At 59.8% G+C, this 16,064-nt stretch carries 16 protein-coding genes; 7 read left to right on the top strand and 9 right to left on the bottom strand.

The window, feature by feature from the left end:
- Positions 1–18: 18 nt before the first annotated feature.
- Positions 19–1,023, top strand: coding sequence for an extracellular catalytic domain type 1 short-chain-length polyhydroxyalkanoate depolymerase (locus tag AXG89_RS18585; protein WP_062171523.1), 1,005 nt, complete (start codon positions 19–21; stop codon positions 1,021–1,023).
- 14 nt (positions 1,024–1,037) lie between these two features.
- Complete coding sequence (locus tag AXG89_RS18580; protein WP_062171522.1) at positions 1,038–1,538, top strand: nucleoside deaminase; 501 nt, start codon at positions 1,038–1,040, stop codon at positions 1,536–1,538.
- Between the two features lie 31 nt (positions 1,539–1,569).
- Here AXG89_RS18580 and AXG89_RS18575 read toward each other — a convergent pair whose 3' ends face one another.
- On the bottom strand, positions 1,570–3,114 hold the full coding sequence (locus AXG89_RS18575) for a methyl-accepting chemotaxis protein (RefSeq protein ID WP_062003737.1): 1,545 nt from the start codon (positions 3,112–3,114) through the stop codon (positions 1,570–1,572).
- 599 nt (positions 3,115–3,713) lie between these two features.
- Between AXG89_RS18575 and AXG89_RS18570 the strand changes: the two genes are divergently transcribed.
- Positions 3,714–3,977 carry a hypothetical protein gene (locus tag AXG89_RS18570; RefSeq protein ID WP_062171520.1) on the top strand — a complete coding sequence of 88 codons (264 nt, stop codon included), beginning with the start codon at positions 3,714–3,716 and terminating at the stop codon, positions 3,975–3,977.
- Positions 3,978–4,642: 665 nt separating this feature from the next.
- A complete protein-coding gene (locus AXG89_RS18565; RefSeq protein ID WP_236873466.1) occupies positions 4,643–5,473 on the top strand; it encodes a MipA/OmpV family protein in 831 nt (276 codons plus the stop codon).
- A gap of 21 nt (positions 5,474–5,494) precedes the next feature.
- Here the strand turns inward: AXG89_RS18565 and AXG89_RS18560 are convergent, their stop codons facing one another.
- The gene (locus AXG89_RS18560) at positions 5,495–6,751 is read right to left on the bottom strand and encodes an MFS transporter (RefSeq protein ID WP_062171515.1); all 1,257 of its coding nucleotides are present in this window, start codon (positions 6,749–6,751) and stop codon (positions 5,495–5,497) included.
- A gap of 130 nt (positions 6,752–6,881) precedes the next feature.
- The gene (locus AXG89_RS18555) at positions 6,882–7,505 is read right to left on the bottom strand and encodes an H-NS histone family protein (RefSeq protein ID WP_069638393.1); all 624 of its coding nucleotides are present in this window, start codon (positions 7,503–7,505) and stop codon (positions 6,882–6,884) included.
- A gap of 392 nt (positions 7,506–7,897) precedes the next feature.
- On the opposite strand from AXG89_RS18555, the gene AXG89_RS18550 reads away from it, so the two are divergent.
- A complete protein-coding gene (locus AXG89_RS18550) occupies positions 7,898–8,371 on the top strand; it encodes an HU family DNA-binding protein (protein WP_062003320.1) in 474 nt (157 codons plus the stop codon).
- A gap of 96 nt (positions 8,372–8,467) precedes the next feature.
- Here AXG89_RS18550 and AXG89_RS18545 read toward each other — a convergent pair whose 3' ends face one another.
- The 4 genes from AXG89_RS18545 to AXG89_RS18525 form a co-directional block, all read right to left on the bottom strand.
- Positions 8,468–8,890, bottom strand: coding sequence for a phasin family protein (locus tag AXG89_RS18545; RefSeq protein ID WP_062003319.1), 423 nt, complete (start codon positions 8,888–8,890; stop codon positions 8,468–8,470).
- Between the two features lie 551 nt (positions 8,891–9,441).
- Positions 9,442–9,657 carry a hypothetical protein gene (locus tag AXG89_RS18535; protein ID WP_236873465.1) on the bottom strand — a complete coding sequence of 72 codons (216 nt, stop codon included), beginning with the start codon at positions 9,655–9,657 and terminating at the stop codon, positions 9,442–9,444.
- A 405-nt stretch (positions 9,658–10,062) separates the two neighbouring features.
- Positions 10,063–12,165, bottom strand: a complete 2,103-nt coding sequence (locus tag AXG89_RS18530; RefSeq protein ID WP_082771501.1) for an FUSC family protein — start codon at positions 12,163–12,165, stop codon at positions 10,063–10,065.
- A gap of 27 nt (positions 12,166–12,192) precedes the next feature.
- Positions 12,193–12,801, bottom strand: coding sequence for a helix-turn-helix domain-containing protein (locus tag AXG89_RS18525; protein ID WP_062171512.1), 609 nt, complete (start codon positions 12,799–12,801; stop codon positions 12,193–12,195).
- A gap of 268 nt (positions 12,802–13,069) precedes the next feature.
- Between AXG89_RS18525 and AXG89_RS18520 the strand changes: the two genes are divergently transcribed.
- Positions 13,070–14,242, top strand: coding sequence for an NAD(P)/FAD-dependent oxidoreductase (locus AXG89_RS18520; protein WP_062171510.1), 1,173 nt, complete (start codon positions 13,070–13,072; stop codon positions 14,240–14,242).
- Positions 14,243–14,332: 90 nt separating this feature from the next.
- Here AXG89_RS18520 and AXG89_RS18515 read toward each other — a convergent pair whose 3' ends face one another.
- A complete protein-coding gene (locus AXG89_RS18515) occupies positions 14,333–15,166 on the bottom strand; it encodes an AraC family transcriptional regulator (RefSeq protein ID WP_062171508.1) in 834 nt (277 codons plus the stop codon).
- A gap of 99 nt (positions 15,167–15,265) precedes the next feature.
- Positions 15,266–15,664: a DUF2000 domain-containing protein gene (locus AXG89_RS18510; RefSeq protein WP_236873473.1), complete on the bottom strand. Its 399-nt coding sequence runs from the start codon at positions 15,662–15,664 to the stop codon at positions 15,266–15,268.
- 5 nt (positions 15,665–15,669) lie between these two features.
- On the opposite strand from AXG89_RS18510, the gene AXG89_RS42190 reads away from it, so the two are divergent.
- Entirely contained in the window at positions 15,670–15,993 is a 324-nt protein-coding gene (locus AXG89_RS42190; protein ID WP_143325543.1) for a hypothetical protein, read from the top strand.
- Positions 15,994–16,064 lie beyond the last annotated feature (71 nt).

Here is a 16,064-nt window from a genome sequence, read left to right as displayed (position 1 = left end):
GCTACTACTGGAAAAATAATGAAACTCGACGACGGATTCCTGCACTCCATGCAGGATGCAATGAAGTTGCTGCGCACACGCGGCCCGAAGGAAGCGACCGCGGCGCTGCAGCGCGCACTGGGAGCGCATGCACCGCACGCGCAGCAAGCGTTCACAGCGGACACGCCGCCCGCACAAACGTCCGGCACGTTCAGCACGCATACCCATGCGAACGCGGCGGGACTGCGGACATACAAGTTGTATGTGCCGACGAAGTACAACGGCCAACCAATGCCGCTCGTCGTGATGCTCCACGGCTGCACGCAAGACGCCGATGATTTCGCCGCCGGCACGCAGATGAACGCACTGGCCGAGCGCGATGGGTGCATCGTCGTGTATCCCGTGCAGCCGCAGCAGGCGAATGCATCGAAGTGCTGGAACTGGTTCAAGCCGGCCGATCAGCGGCGCGACTCGGGAGAGCCATCGTTGATCGCGGGCATCACGCGCGAGGTGATGGCGAAGTACGCCGTCGATCCGGCGCGTGTGTATGTGGCGGGTTTGTCGGCGGGCGGCGCAATGGCCGCGATCATGATCCGCGCATATCCCGATCTTTACGCCGCGGCGTGCGTGCATTCCGGGCTTGCGGCGGGTTCCGCACACGATCTGCCGTCGGCGCTCGCGGCCATGCGCGGCGGGAAGTCTGTGAGCGCCCGCGATATCGAATCGCCAAAACGGCCGATGATCGTCTTTCACGGAGACGCCGATACCACCGTGCATCCATCGAATGCCGCGGAATTATTGCGTGCGTTCGGCGGCCAGGCCGTGGTGTTCGATGAAGCCGCAAGCGCCGAGCCGGGCAAGCGCAAGAGCACCGTGGAACGCGTGAAATCCGCCGATGGCGTGGATGCCGAACTATGGCTCATCCATGGCGCGCCGCACGCGTGGGCAGGTGGAAGTGCACGAGGTTCGTACACCGATGCAACCGGCCCTGACGCCAGCGCGGCCATGATGCGCTTTTTCCTCGATTATCCAGTACGCGGCTAAAGGAAAAGGACACCATGAACGAAAATACAAATGCAAACGCAAACGAACGGGACATGGCGCTGCTGCGCGAGGTGATCGCGTTATCGGAGAAGTCGAGACGTGATGGACGGCATCCGTTCGCCGCGCTCATAGCCGACGAACACGGCCGGATCGTCGGGCAAGCGGGCAACAATTCCATGCCACCGCTAGGCGACCCCACGCAGCATGCCGAGTTGCGCGCCGCCGCGCAGGCGGCGAAGGAGCTGTCGCCGGAGCAGTTGCTGAAGTGCACGCTCTATACGAATGCCGAGCCGTGCTGCATGTGTTCGGGCGCGATCTATTGGTGCAATATCGGACGTGTCGTGTATGCAATGTCCGAGCGGCGTTTGCTCGAGATTACCGGCGCTCATCCGGAAAACCCGACCTTCTCGCTGCCATGCCGCGAGGTGTTCGCGCGAGGGCAGCGGAAGGTGAGCGTGGTCGGGCCGCTTATTGAAGATGAAGCGGCCGTCGTGCACGAGGGATTCTGGACGTGACCAGCACCAGAAGCTCGCGTCCAGACTACCTTCAAGCCGGCAGCGAAAAACTTCCGATCGCTTCGCGCAGCACATCGACCTGATCCTTCAGTGAATGCGCCGCGGCCGCTGCCTCTTCAACCAGCGCCGCGTTCTGCTGCGTCACCTGATCCATCTCGCCCACCGCACGGTTCACCTGTTCGATGCCCGCGCTTTGCTCGTTGGAAGCGTGGCTGATTTCATCGAGGATCTCGTTCACGCGACGCACCGAGCTCACGATCTCGCCCATCGTCGCGCCCGCGTTCGATACCAGCGACGCCCCCTCTTTCACCGTATCCGTCGACGTCCCGATCAGCGCCTTGATCTCTTTCGCAGCCGTCGCCGAACGCTGCGCGAGGCTGCGCACTTCCGCCGCCACGACCGCGAAGCCACGTCCTTGCTCGCCTGCCCGAGCCGCTTCAACGGCTGCGTTCAATGCGAGGATATTCGTCTGGAACGCAATGCCGTCGATCACGCCGATGATGTCGCCAATCTGCTTCGAGCTTTCGGTGATGCGCGTCATGGTGTGGATCACTTCTTCGACCACGCCGCTGCCGCGCTGGGCGACATCGGCGGCTTCGCCCGCGAGTTTCGCCGCTTGCGTGGCGCTATCGGCGTTCTGCTTCACGTTTGCCGTCATCTCGTCCATGCTCGATGCCGTCTGCACGAGCGCGGCGGCTTGCTGCTCGGTGCGCTGCGACAAGTCGGTGTTGCCTGCAGCAATCTCCGATGCCCCCACGTTGATATTCTCGGTTCCGGCACGAACCCGCGATACGGTCTCGACCAAACCGCTTTGCATCTCGCTCAGTGCGTACATCAGGCTGTGTGAATCGCCTGCGGCAAGCGGTACATGCGTGGTCAGGTCGCCGCGTGCAATGCGTTGCGCCGCGCTGACCGCAATGGACGGATCGCCGCCGAGTTCACGCTTGATACTGCGCAACACCAGCAACATGACGAGCGACGCCAGCACGCCGAGCACCGCCGTGATCGCGAACCAGCGCAATGCGCTCGCGTAGAAGGCTCTCTGGATATCGTCGGTGTACATGCCGGTCACGATGTACCAGTCCCACGGCACGAAGTGATTGGCGAAGCTGATCTTCGGCACTGGCTTTTCGCTGCCGGGCTTCGACCACAGGTAACTGATAAAACCGCCTTCAGGCGTCGAATTACCCGCGGTGACGATATTGACGAACAGTTTGTTGCCGTCGGGATCGGCGAAGTTGGCCAGGTTCTGGCCGTTCAGCGCGGGTTTGATCGGATGCATGATCATGACGGGGCGCGAGTCGTTGACCGAGATGTAGCCGTCGGTACCGTATCGCATGGAAGCGAGGACATCGAGCGCGCGCTTTTTCGCTTCGTCTTCGGAGATCGTCTTGTTTGCGGCGAGGCTCTGGAAATGCGCCGTCATGCTTGCGCCCTGCGCCACCAGCGCTTTCAATTGGTCGCGCCGGTCATCGAGTGTGGCAGAACGGCTTTGCCACGCTCCTATGAATCCAATCGCCACAAGTCCGAGCCAAAGCACGGCGATCATCGATCCGAGCTTTTGATTCAACGTCATCTTATTCATGTCTACCGCCGTCGCCTGTGTTGAACCGTGTGTACGAATATGTGGGGCGTCGGGCGCTGCCGATCGCCATGCCTGACTCATTTACGGCATGGCGGCGGCGGAATGTAGGGGTGGGATAACCCGTAGCCAAGCAGGATTTCTGCGCGTTTTCACACCGCCGCTTCGCCTGGCGTTGAGCAAGAAGCGGTGGAACTCGCCGTCTCCCTCAAGTCCCGGTTCCTGCCTGCCGATAAACATTCAAAGGACGCGTCTGTCGCACGTCTTCGATTTGAACCTTCCCCGAACCTACCTCGCTAAAAACTGTTGCGATTTTGCCTAAGTCACACCGCGACGGGTAATGGAGGCATAGAGTTAAAGTGCTTTCTGAGGTATGTGGTGCGTTGCGGGAGGGCGTATGAAACGCAGAACGGCTAGACAGCTTGTTGCTCAGTTGGCGGATTTGAGGAATCTCGCGCGGTGTAGCGCACTGAGAGCTTCTTCCGCCAGCAGCACGATGATGCAAAGCTCGCTTGAAGGTGCCGGGCGGAAGACGCCGGACGTGCCAAGCGAGGCGGACGAAGTTGGGCAGGAATCGCTTGTTGGAGCGGCACATGAAATCCACGCATGAGCATTCGCTGCGGACCCAGGTCGAAAAATGGCTTGCGCCAGGTTTGTCGACACCTGTTCGCGTCACCGAATTCAGCCGTACGCGCGTTGGGCGGCGGCGTTATGTATGTGTAGAAACGGCGCTGCCGCGGGGCTTGCGCGCGCTGCTGTTCTTTCGTCACGACGATGGCTGCTGGTGCGTGTTTCCTCCCGCGTCAGACAGGGCGCCTTCGGATCGATCGATGATGAACCGCGCGCAGCTTGGATGAATCGATCAGCTTCAGATAGTTCGGAATGCTTGGTTTAAAGAACGCACAGGGATGTGCCTACTGCGCGTGATGTACGGTTCACATGGCCGCCCTTCGTTTGCCATGTGCTAAAAAACATGCTGGGAGAATCGCCATGTACATCGGCCTGCTCGTTTCGCAAGTGCGGCATCCTCAAGAACGGCTTTCTTATCCCGACGCCGCGTTGTCCCAGGCAGAACCTTCGGCGCACCGGTTCGCTGCACTCTGGAACAGAATCAAGGGTGCTTTTTCGCATCGAGCCTGAAGCATTCCGTTATTCTCCGCGTCCTTCAGCACGGCCGGAATGATCCGGCTGGAGCCTTCCTATACTGTTTCGTAAGTGCTGCGGTCGCCTGACGGCCACATCAATTTCTACTTCCTCCATGCAGCGCATCGGCGTGTTCGACGTCAATTGCGTTCGCCTCACCTTTCTGATATCGGTCGACCAGGTTAGCCGGATTACGTTGACCTGCTGATCTACTGACTTGTCAGCGATCCCGTTCGCACGCTGGTTTTCCGGTTGCGAAACGAATACGGCACAAACACGTTTATTGAAAATACTCGCTTAACGAAAGTAAAGGCGATGCACGCTTTGCTTCAGGAAGTGGCGCTCTCCTGGTCTTTGATCTTCATTCAACGGATCGCCCATGAATAAGCGAAACGAGCGCTCGATGCTCGCAGGCCTGCGGGTTCCTTTTCTTCTTAGCGGACTGATCGTGGCGCATGCAAGCCACGCCGCAGCCGTCGATCTTCCGGGCATGCTTCCCAGCATGATTGGCGGCGGCCTCGGCTCCACGACCGACTATGCGGGCGGCAAGGATCGATTTGTCGGCGTTGTGCCGGGCGTGCGCTACGTGACCGATGGCGGGCGCTTGTTCGAATTGTATGGGCCGTACGCACAATTCGATTTTGGCGGCATCACCGGGCTGCAATATGGACCGGCCATATCGCTTCGTCTTGGGCGCAGTAATGTCGATGACCCGGTCGTCTCCCAGGTCCACGAAGTTCACACCACGGTCGAAGGCGGAGGGTTCGTCGGCTACGAGTACGAGCATCTGGGGACGGTGCCGTACCGGCTGCGCGGGTCGGTGACGGTCGTGACCAACGCGGGCATCGTCTATACAGGAGCGCGCGTTTCTGTGAATGGCAGCTTCTGGATGCCGCTGAACCGGCGGGTTTTCGCCGGCGTGGGCGTCGGCGCGAGCTGGGTCAGCCAGGGCTTCAACCAGGTCTACTTCGGTGTCACACAGGAAGATTCGGCGCGCAGCGGGCTGCCCGCGTTCAGTCCTTCAGGCGGACTGGAACAGATGACAGGATGGCTCGCTGCAATCTATCAATTCGACAAACACTGGTTCGGCGGCGCGATGATCTATTGCCAGCGAATCTCGGGTTCGGCGGCGGACAGTCCTATCGTGACGCAGCGTGGCAATCGCAATCAGATCACGTATGGCGCAGGCGTCGCTTATGCATTCAAATGAGCATTCAAATAATGCACTGGTTCATTCGAGTTCCACGCCCTTCAGCTCGGGAATGAGAAAAACCGTCGCCAGCATATCGAGCACGTATATGCCCGCGAGCGATGCAATCGCGACTTGCAGCGAATACGACGCAGCCAGTCCGCCCACGATGATCGGCCCGAATCCGCCGACCGCCCGTCCGATATTGAACAATACGTTCTGCGCTGTCGCACGAGCCGCGGTCGGATAGGCCTCGGAGATCAGCGCCCCGTAGCCGCCGATCATCCCGTTGATGAAGAGTCCCATCACCGCACCGGCCCAGAGCATGGCGCCCGGCGTGGATAACGTCGAATAGAAGATGACCATCACGACGGAACCCGCCTGGAAGAGGAGGAAGGTCGGCTTGCGGCCAATGCGGTCAGCCAGTTGGCCGAAGAGATAAACGCCGATCATCATTCCGACAATGGTCACCGAGGTCCACAACGCCGACTTGGTCAGGCCGAAGCCGAGCGTCTTTCCAAGGTAGGTCGGCAGCCAGATCATGATGCCGTAGTAGCCGAAGTTCTGGACAGAACACAGGATCACTATTCCGATGCTCGCGCGCGTAGTGTCGGCATCCGCGACAAGCAGTCTGAAAGCGTTGGCGCGGCGCTCGGGTTTCATCGCACTTCGCACGAATACCTCAGGCTCATGCAGCGAGTTCCTGACCATCCACGCGATGACCGCCGGCGCCACGCCAAGCAGGAACATGCCGCGCCAGCCAATATGCGGCAGCAGCAGCGGCGTCAGCAAGGACGCGGCGAGGACGCCTGTCTGCCATCCCAGCGCAACGTAGGACGACGCCCGCGCACGATACTTCGCGGGCCATGCCTCGGCCGCCAATGCCATGCCAATACCAAACTCGCCGCCGAGCCCGATCCCCGCGATGGTCCGGTACGCAAGCAGATCCCAGAAGCCCGTTGCAAACGCGCACAGTCCTGTGAAGACCGCGAACAGCACGATGGTCCACGTCAGCATGCGAATCCGGCCATAGCGGTCGCTCAGCGAGCCGAACACGATACCGCCCGCGACCGCGCCGATCAGCGTCCACGTCACCATTGCGCCGGATTGCTGCGTGCTCAGATGCAATTCCAGCGCGATGGCGGGCAGCATGAAGCCGAGGATGAGCAGATCGAAGCCGTCCATCGCGTAGCCGGTTGCCGAGGCGATGAGCGCCTTCCACGCGTTTTTATCGGCGGTAAGTTTGGTGCTCGGCGCTGTCGGCACGCTGCTTCCGGATGCCTTTGCGTCGGCTTCCATATAAGCTCCAGTGGGGATGCGTTTTGAATTTGAAAGCGTCGCGTGCAGCTGAGAGTCGAGCGAGCAAGCATTCGATGCTGGACCAACCGACGGGGGCTGGTGCCCCCGATCGCCTGCCGTGCAGACTTGCTTAGCTCGTTGTCTGGCTCTCGGCCACGGCTTCTGCCGCGCGTTTGCGCGCTGCTTTTTTCGCCGGCGCGGTTTTCTTCAATGCTACGGCTTTTTTCGCGACGCCTTTCTTTGCTGCCGCTTTCCTGGCCGCTTTCCTGGCCGGTTTCAAGGCCGCTTTCTTCGCCGCTTTCTTCGCTGTTGCGCCGCTCGTGGCAGAAGACTTTGCCTTGGCGTTCTTGCGTGCCGCGCCCGGTTGCGTGACCTTGGCATCTGCCGCAGCAGCGCCTTCCGCAATCAGGAACTTCGAACGGTCCTTGACCTGGGCAATCCATGCGGGTGCACGCCCGTGTCCGGTCCAGGTTGCGCCGGTCTTCGGATGAAGATACTTGGCCGCGCCCTTGCCCGGCAGACTGCGTGCCGTCTTCCGCCTTGTTTTCAAGGGTGTTTTCGCCGCGCTGCCTTTGGCCGCTTTTGCATTGCGCAGGGCCTTTGCTTTCTTCTCGATGTCCTCGGTTGTCAGGCCGTGCTCAAGCATGATGTTTCGAATCTGATCGACTGCCGCTTGCATCTTTTTTGCAATCAACGCGTCAGCCTGAACCTGTAGCTTCGTTATTTTGACGCGAAGCTGTTCGATTGTAGGCATTGGGACCTCCTGTAATGGATGTGGCCGCACTATGCCATGAGCGCCTGATTTGCAAAAGTGCCGATGAAGTGGAGGCACGCGAGAGGCACCATTTTGTATCGATACGAAGTCTTCAAAAGCGACTTGAGAGAAGAGCTAAAGACAGCGGCCAAAGAACGTCATGGGTGCTCTTGAACAAGGTTTTTCCATATCCAAGTCAATGAAGTGAGGTACAGGTACCCGGATTCGTGACTTTCATGCAAAAAACCCTTTAATTTATGGTCTGAGATGTTGCGTCTTGAAGGCGGTGTTGTTACGCTGGCGCCCAACCCGAGGATTTGTACCTTTGCGTTAGTCGGTGACGGCGCAAAGGCAAAGGTCTTGGGCAACTTTTGACTATAAGCGAGGCACTCATGGCAACAACCACCACGAAGAAAACCGCAGCTCCGGCATCGAAGAAAGCAGCAGCGCCGGCGACCAAGAAAGTGACGGCCGCAAGCAAGAAAGCAGCGCCGGTAGCAAAGAAGGCAGCAGCGCCTGCAGCCAAGAAAGCAGTTGTGGCCACGCCGCTGAAACCCATCAAGGACTCGTTCACCAAGGCGTCGCTGACTGTTCATCTGGCAGAACGCTCGGGCGTCGAGCCGAAGGCAGCGAAGGCATTGCTCGCGGCACTCGAAGAAACGCTGCTCGCATCGATTCACAAGAAAGGTGCCAAGGAGTTCACGCTGCCGGGCTTGCTGAAGGTCGTTGCGCAAGACGTGCCGGCGAAGAAGAAGCGCTTTGGCAAGGACCCGTTCACGGGTGAAGACAAGTGGTTCGCGGCGAAACCGGCATCGGTGCGCCTGAAGGTGCGCCCGCTGAAGAAGCTGAAGGACGCAGCACTGTAATCGAAGCACGGCAGTTGAGTCTTCAGAAGTAAGAACGCCCCTCGCGATGAAAATCCGAGGGGCGTTTTTTATTGTCAGCCTGAAAGATGATGCAGGCTATTTCGACTGCTCCATCGATGACTTCAGTTCCTTTGCCGCCTCTTCAATCCGCTTTGTCACGATCGCGTACGCTTCGGTCTGTGCCTGCTGCGTTTTCTGCGCGATATCCTGCATGTCGGCAAGCGCCTGATGCAGCGCCTTTTGTACGACCTCGGTCGGATTGGCTGCGGCTTTCGCCGGCGACGTAGCGAACTCCTGCGCGATGGTCTGGAAATCGCCTAGCGCCCGGCGGAGGATTTCGAGCTGTTTGTCGCGTAGCGCTTCCATGCCGCCGAATGCGACGCGATTCGCGGCCGCCAGCGCTTCGACGTCCTTGCGGCGGGCATCGAGGATTGCCTGGACATCGAATCCGGGAAGCTTGTATTGCTGGAACATTGCGGCAAACTGACTAAACGGGTCGGCGTACTCGGGCTTTGCCATGTGCGTCTCCAATAGGTTTATTAGCGTTCGAAAAACGCCGGCGCTACTGCGTGTACCACTTTCCGCGCCCAACGCTCATTCGATATTACAGCGGAACTGCCGTTACCGAATCCGAGGGAAAACGCGCGGGAGTTTCGCGGACATGCGCGACGCACTGTAATTTAAAGAGACAATTACCCGGGAACGTAGCGCGTTTGAGTGGCTCATAAGATTGAAGGGATGTTGCGTGTCCCGGCGCACGAGTGGAGTGAATGATGAAAGTCGCAGCGAAGATTTTTATATCTGTGCTGATTGCGGGCACGTCGGCGGGGGTTCATGCGCAGGCAAGCGCGGCTCCGGACGATGCCGCAAACTCATCGCTCACACGCAGTTCCGCTCCTACGGGAAATGCCGCCGGTAATGATCCTCAAACGAGCACGGGCTTGAGCAAGGGAACAGACGGCGTTATCAGCAGCATGAGAGCCAACGGCACGCGGACCACTGAAAGTCCTCTTGTCAGGGCGCCGAACAGAACCGGGACCATGCCCCGCACGCGTTGATCTCCCGCACGTTCACCTGAACACCAGCCCGCGAGCGCCGTCTCGCTGCAGTACGAAGTCCTGGATCACCATGGCGAGGTCTTTCTCGTTAGGACGCGTTCCCCAGGTGCTGTACCCCGCGACCGAAGCAATCACGAACCACGAGTGGGGCGGGAACCATTCGGCGATCACACCGCCTTCGCCGATGATCCTCAGGCGCCCGGTATCCCGATGAAATTCCGCCGACATCGACACACCGTCAATGTCCCTGCTTGTCCGGACCGGTCTGCTTAGCATCATGCGCTCCCTGTTGCGGCGTGTTTTATGACATCGGTGATATGGAATGTTTGGATCAAGCGGATCCCGGGCTATCGTGCGCAGCGAGCGCGACAGTCCGGGCTTTTATTGAAGGCGTTGAATCATTCGCACGATGAAAACCGTGCGGCGGCAAAACGGCGCGGTGAGGCCGCACCAAAATTTACCCAAGCGGCTTGTGATTCCGGATGCGCGGCGAGGACCGCGCATGACTCAAACATAGGTCGACGATATCCAACAGGCAATCCCTCTTTTAGGAGGGCATCGACTAATAGGGTATTGAGTCAGTATTGAGTCAGATAAGACAATAGATCGACGGACAGGCAGGCCGCAATGCACTTAAATGCGGCCTGCCTCGCGAAGCAAACGTCGAAGCAACATGACCTGGTTGACGGCATCGGCTTCGAGCAATGACAAGCCGTCCTTCGAGAAGACCTCTTCGGGATGATGCTGCGGGTCGCCGGCGAGCCCCGACTTGATGCTCTCCCCAACGCACGTGATCCATTCTGCAAGCGGCGCGTTTGCGGCGAACCCTGCGCCGAACGAGCGTGCGCGTGTCGCCGTTCCCGCCACCCGGCGCAGCAGCGCGAGCGCAGTGGAGCCGGTGCGGTCCTCGCTGGATGTATCGAGCTTCTCGAGCCGTAGACGTGCGAGCACTTCCTCCGCGTTGTTGCTTGCAAGACCCGCGGCGCGTCTTAACCGCTCAAGCTCGAGTTCATCGCGTTTCGATCTTCCGAGCGATTCGGCAAGGTAAGCGAAGTTGGCCGCGATCGCCTCGATCAATCGTTGATTGAAGCGGGCCGGTTCACGGCTTGGCCATAGCAGGAAAGTCGCGAGCAATGCAACGACACAACCAAGCACGTTGTTCGAAAGCCGCGTGATGGCATAGCCAAGTTCAGCACCGCCGGGCGCCGCGAAGTCCGCGACGAGCACGAACGTCGGCGTGATGAAAAGCACAAAAAGGCTGTAGCTCACGGGTCTGAGCGCCATGGTCGCGCACACGAGCGGGAACACGACCAGCGAAATCGCCACGGGCGAATGAACGGCGAGACCGATCGCGGCGGCAAGCAAGCCGCCGACAATGCTCCCCGCCGCGCGCTCGATACTGCGTGGCCAGCTCGTTGCAATGGACGGCTGCAGGATCAGCAGCGTGGCCATGGTCGCCCAGTATCCAAACGGCAGGTGGAGCAGGCGCACCGTAATGAACACGATGGTCGCCGCCACCGCAACACGCGCCGCATGCCGCGCGCCGATGGAATCGGCCGACGCATTCGCCTTCAACGTTTCGACGCCACGTTTCAGAGTCGTTACCGCGGCGTTCCACCAAGCGTCCTGCACGATCGGAGCGGGTTCGAGCTCGCTGAAATCGACATCGAATCGAATTGCGATCTTTTCGCCCAGCGCGGTTTCCAGTTGCTGCGCAAGCGAGTGAAGCCGGTCGCGCTGATGCCAAGTAGGTTCCCAGGGTTGATCGGCGAGGGCGCGCGACAGTCTTGACAGTACTTCAGCAAAGGCCTCCAGAGCACGCGCCGCACGCTTCGAATTGGGCAGCCTATGATGACCGCGCTCGCAGGCATCGGTGACGGCAATCAAATACGCGAAGATCTGCTCGCTGTCGGCGAGTGCGAGAAGCAGGTTGTTGTAGGTGTCGCGCCGGTCTGCCTTCGCCGATGGAACCCGCGCCAACGCCTTGCGTGTCGTCTCGATCGCGGCTCGCGCCTGCCCCCGATACCGCGACGCATGCGACGCCCACTCCTGGAATCCGGCGCGCTCGCGCTTGAGCAGGCGGGCGCTGTCGCTGGCGATATCGGCGAGTCGCGCGTAGGTCGAGCGCATGGCGGCGCGGCTCGACCCGAACGGATGAATGCGCCAGACGGTGAAGCTGAGTGCAGTCGCGAACAGGCATCCGGCAGCATATAACGCGAGAAATCTGAAGCTTTCGAATGAGCCGTGAATGGGACGATCGACCATCACCACGCACGCCGTTGCGGCAAGAATGCCGACTTGCGCCGATGCCGATCCCCAGATCCGCGCCAACGCGCCGAGTCCTGAAAACACAAAAACAGCAACAGCCGCGGCGACAATATTCGATCCCGACGCGTAGGCCGTCAGCCCTCCGCACACGGTGGATAACAACGCGAAGGCGCTCATGGATGCAAAGCGCATCCGGTTCGATCCGGCCGCGTCCGCGAGGCAGGTCCAGAACGCGCCGATTGCCGCCCACGAAAACTCCGGCATGTGCAGCAGGTTGCCGAGCAGCAGCATGACCGTCGATGCAAACGCGGCCCGCAAGCCTTCCGACAAATCCGCCTGGCTGACCGCGAACGACACCATCCACACGGGACGATTCCGCGCAACGGAGTCGAGCAAGCCGGATGCCGCCTTGCCGTGGCGTCCCGCTACTTTCCTTGATTCGCGATGAAGATCTCGCAGGCGCGACATAAGCTCGATGGACGTCCGTGTGTTGCGCTACGTTGAGGGACCGCGTTGTTTCTCGTTGATGATCCACAGCACTTCGGCGTCTTCCTGACTCGTCGATACCGCCGCGTGCCCCGTGCGGCTGTCGAAATAGATGCTGTCGCCGGCTTCCAGATGTGTCGGCGCGTAGAGCTCGGAGTAAAGGCAGACCGCGCCGCTCAGGACGAACAGGAACTCCTCGCCTTCATGCCGGCCCCATTCCTCGAATGCATTGAGTGAATGTGCGGTGATACGAATGCGAAACGGGTACATGGCCTTTTGCGCGAGTTCGGTCGCAAGCAGTTCCATTTCGTAGCAACCGGCCGTGTGCGGGCTTCCTTGCCCCTTGCGTGTCAGCGCACGGCGGCCTCCGGCATTGGCTTTGGGACTGGAGCCGAACAGCTCGACCAAGTCGATCTTCAGGCCATGGACGATCCTTTGCAGCACGTCGAAGGTCGGCGACATCAGCCCGTTTTCAACCTTCGATAAAGTCGAACGCGATACGCCGCACAAGCGGCTCGCGACTTCGAGCGTCAGCGTTTGCTGGAGACGCGCAGCTTTGACCCGGCGGCCAAGGTCTGTCGATGATTGCTCGGCTGGCCTCGAGAGATTCGTGTCCATGGATCGCGGGAAGAGAAGCGGATAGGCGTGACTGTTTCCGATAATACCATCGGCATAAATACGCTTTATTGGCGGGTCGAGAAAGGGTCAAGTCGCACCTTGATGCATATTGGTGCCAAGATTCTTGCAATATTGCCAACAAAAAAACCGCGTAGTATAGTTTCCGGGCTTACAAAAGTTTCCTATCGGAAACTAGCTTGAGAGCCGATCCGGCAGCCTTGCGGGTCGTCATCCCGTCCTACCCGTCTCGTTGCGTCTGGAGTCAGTCGTGAGTTCAAAAGTCGTTATTGTCGGCGGCGGGGTTATCGGCAGTTCGGTGGCCTATTTCCTGCGCGCGTCGGACCCGACCGTGTCCGTCACCGTCATTGAACGCGACACCACTTACGCCCGGTCTTCCTCGGCACTGTCTGCTGCCTCCATTCGACAGCAATTCTCCACGCCCTTGTCCGTGCAAATGTCCTTGTATGGGATCGAATTCTTGCGCGGGATCGGTGAGGTGCTCGAGATCGATGGCGAAAAACCGTGTATCGATCTGCATGAGGGCGGTTATCTTTTTCTTGCAACGCCACCTGGCGAATCCACGCTGCGCGAGAACCACGCCATGCAAACGGGCCTGGGCGCCGATATTTCCCTGCTCGACAAGACATCGCTTGGCGCGAAGTTTCCATGGCTCAATACCGATGACCTGATTGCGGGCGCCTACGGCAATTCCGGCGAAGGCTGGTTCGACGGATATGGCCTCGTGCAAGCGCTGAAGAAGAAAGCGCAGGCGCTCGGCGCGCGTTATGTGTGTGCCGACGTTGCGCAAATGGAACTGGCGGGCAACCGCGTGATACGCGTAATCACGCAAAGCGGCGAGCGTTTCGATTGCGATACCGTTGTGAACGCTGGCGGTCCATGGGCGCGCAATATTGCCCTGATGATGGGTATCGACATACCTGTGCGTGCGCGCCGGCGCAGCATATTCAATGTGTCATCGCCGGCCCGGCTGAGCGCGTGTCCGCTGCTCATCGATCCGACCGGCGTCTACTTCCGCCCTGAAGGGAAAACGTATATTTGCGGTACGTCGCCGGACGCGAACAACGATCCGGACGACTTGCCGCTGGATCAGGTCGATCACGCCATCTTCGACGACGTCATCTGGCCGACGCTTGCGCATCGTGTGCCGGAATTCGAGGCGCTGCGTGTAGAGAATTGCTGGTCAGGTTACTACGAGTACAACGTACTCGATCAGAACGCGATCATTGGTTACCACCCGCAAATCGATAATTGCGTGTTTGCCAACGGCTTCAGCGGTCATGGTTTGCAGCAAGGCCCGGCGACCGGGCGCGGTGTCAGCGAACTGATTCTTGGCGGGGCATACGAGACGCTGGATCTGTCGTCGCTGGGCTGGACGCGCGTGATTGAAAACCGGCCTATCGTGGAGAAGAATGTCGTGTGACGTTCGCCGACCAGGAGAAGCACGTAACCTTTCCTTTGGTGAAAACCAATTGCGCCCGGCTCTATGCCGGGTTTTTTTCGTGCGATTGCCCTAAAAGAACGCGGCTTGATAGACCTTCGGCGTGACGCCAGTCTGCTGCTTGAACACACGCGTGAAATGCGACTGATCCGCGAAACCGGTTCGTGCGCCCACTTCGGCAATCGCCCGGCCGCCGCGCAAGAGCGGCATTGCGCTGCGCACGCGTTCTTGTTGAAGAAACGCATGCGGACTGAGGCCTGCTTCGCGGACAAAGGCGCGAAGCAGCACGAACGGGGTGACATCGAATTCTCTTGCAAGCGTCGATAAAGTCAGGCCCGCGTGCAGGTCATCACGCAAACGATCCTTGACCGCGCGCACGAGCGCGGGTTCGTTGCGCACGACGGGCAGATCGGCAGGACGGCCCGCATGCCGCGCATACAAACCGGTGACGGCAGTAGCCAGCACTTCGCTGCGCTTGAACGCATCATGGTCCACTTCCGAGCACCAGTTCACGCCGTAGAGATGCTGCGACAGTTCGGTATCGGCGATGAAAGGGCTCGGCATGTCGAATCGCTCGCGCCGCGCAATGCCCAGACGCTCGCAATACGCGGCAAGCGCGCCCGGCTGCACATGCGCCACGCGCATTTTCCATTGACCGTCGCCGGCGGCGAGGCCTGCGTGGACCCGATCGGCGTCGATGACAATCACGTCGCCGCGGCGGCACAAACGACGCTGCTGCTGGACCTCGACCGCAAGCACACCGCCGGTGATGACGGCCAGGCAATGTGTATCGTGCGAATGGGGCGGATACCGGTGACCGACGAAACGACCCTTGAGCATGACGGCGTCCATTACGTCGGGCGCGTGCCAGAGCTTGATCGATTTGGTAGGCGCGGTTGCGGTCATGGAGTGCGGCCCGTGGAAGCGGCGGAAAACATCATGATAAGTCCTGGCCTTCCGGGCTGCAGGCGCTGAGGCAAGGCTTGCATGAGACTTACCGGAAGCTCACGCAAAGAGCGATAGCCCGCCCACGAGTTTGCCGACTTTTTTCTTCGGTCCGACGAGACCAACTGCGAGGTATTGCAGCGCTTCCCCCGGCAACGCATTGACGGCGCCCAGAAAGGCCGCGTAGTCGGTCGTGGTCTGGCCCTGCACAGGGAAGTCGACGACATCGCAGTTCGCAAGCGACTTCCGGCGAAGCGCGCTCAGTTGCTCGGCCGTGGCCTTGAGCACAGGAATGCCGATGGGGATGAGGCCCGGGTGAGCGGTTCCGTCGAGTTCGCGCAGCGGTTCACCAACCAGATGCTGATGCCGCTGGCCCAGCGTGAACGCCACCACTGCGGCGGCGTTCGACGCCTTGCCGGGCGTCTCGGCGCCGGCCGCGGCGATTGCTTCGTTTTGCACTAACAATGCTTTCTCCTGAGGAAGACACGGAAAAGACAATGCTAGGGAAACGCTTTCCAAATGTATTGGACGATTTTGCAGCGGAAACGCTTTTAGCCGGCAGCCGACTTACTCGTTGTATGGGAGTTGGCGGTCGCGAGGTTTTCACGCGCCCACCATATCTCGAAACAGGACGTCTGAAAGAAGTCCTCACCAACGCGCGATGTTCGCCGCTGCCTGTTTCCATCGTCTATGCGAGCGGACGGAACGCGAGCGCTGCTACTCGGGCGTTTGTGGAATGGATTGCGGCAAGCTTTGAAGAGAACGACTTCAATCCAAAGAACGTTTAGCTGGACGGCATAAACGCGTGCTGTTTCCGGTCGAGCAACTTCGTTTATCGCGAACAATCCTTCAGATGCAT

The sequence above is a fragment of the Burkholderia sp. PAMC 26561 genome (genome assembly GCF_001557535.2).
Classification (GTDB): Bacteria; Pseudomonadota; Gammaproteobacteria; order Burkholderiales; family Burkholderiaceae; genus Caballeronia.
The sequence above is the reverse complement of the archived record's forward strand: the minus strand, read 5'-3'. Positions and strand labels throughout refer to the sequence as shown.

Excerpts from the sequence above, each read along its gene's own strand:
- AXG89_RS18585 (WP_062171523.1), top strand. The coding sequence starts at position 19 with ATGAAACTCGACGACGGATTCCTGCACTCCATGCAGGATGCAATGAAG.
- AXG89_RS18580 (WP_062171522.1), top strand. The coding sequence starts at position 1,038 with ATGAACGAAAATACAAATGCAAACGCAAACGAACGGGACATGGCGCTG.
- AXG89_RS18575 (WP_062003737.1), bottom strand. The coding sequence starts at position 3,114 with ATGACGTTGAATCAAAAGCTCGGATCGATGATCGCCGTGCTTTGGCTC.
- AXG89_RS18570 (WP_062171520.1), top strand. The coding sequence starts at position 3,714 with ATGAAATCCACGCATGAGCATTCGCTGCGGACCCAGGTCGAAAAATGG.
- AXG89_RS18565 (WP_236873466.1), top strand. The coding sequence starts at position 4,643 with ATGAATAAGCGAAACGAGCGCTCGATGCTCGCAGGCCTGCGGGTTCCT.
- AXG89_RS18560 (WP_062171515.1), bottom strand. The coding sequence starts at position 6,751 with ATGGAAGCCGACGCAAAGGCATCCGGAAGCAGCGTGCCGACAGCGCCG.
- AXG89_RS18555 (WP_069638393.1), bottom strand. The coding sequence starts at position 7,505 with ATGCCTACAATCGAACAGCTTCGCGTCAAAATAACGAAGCTACAGGTT.
- AXG89_RS18550 (WP_062003320.1), top strand. The coding sequence starts at position 7,898 with ATGGCAACAACCACCACGAAGAAAACCGCAGCTCCGGCATCGAAGAAA.
- AXG89_RS18545 (WP_062003319.1), bottom strand. The coding sequence starts at position 8,890 with ATGGCAAAGCCCGAGTACGCCGACCCGTTTAGTCAGTTTGCCGCAATG.
- AXG89_RS18535 (WP_236873465.1), bottom strand. The coding sequence starts at position 9,657 with ATGTCGGCGGAATTTCATCGGGATACCGGGCGCCTGAGGATCATCGGC.
- AXG89_RS18530 (WP_082771501.1), bottom strand. The coding sequence starts at position 12,165 with ATGTCGCGCCTGCGAGATCTTCATCGCGAATCAAGGAAAGTAGCGGGA.
- AXG89_RS18525 (WP_062171512.1), bottom strand. The coding sequence starts at position 12,801 with ATGGACACGAATCTCTCGAGGCCAGCCGAGCAATCATCGACAGACCTT.
- AXG89_RS18515 (WP_062171508.1), bottom strand. The coding sequence starts at position 15,166 with ATGACCGCAACCGCGCCTACCAAATCGATCAAGCTCTGGCACGCGCCC.
- AXG89_RS42190 (WP_143325543.1), top strand. The coding sequence starts at position 15,670 with ATGCTTTCTCCTGAGGAAGACACGGAAAAGACAATGCTAGGGAAACGC.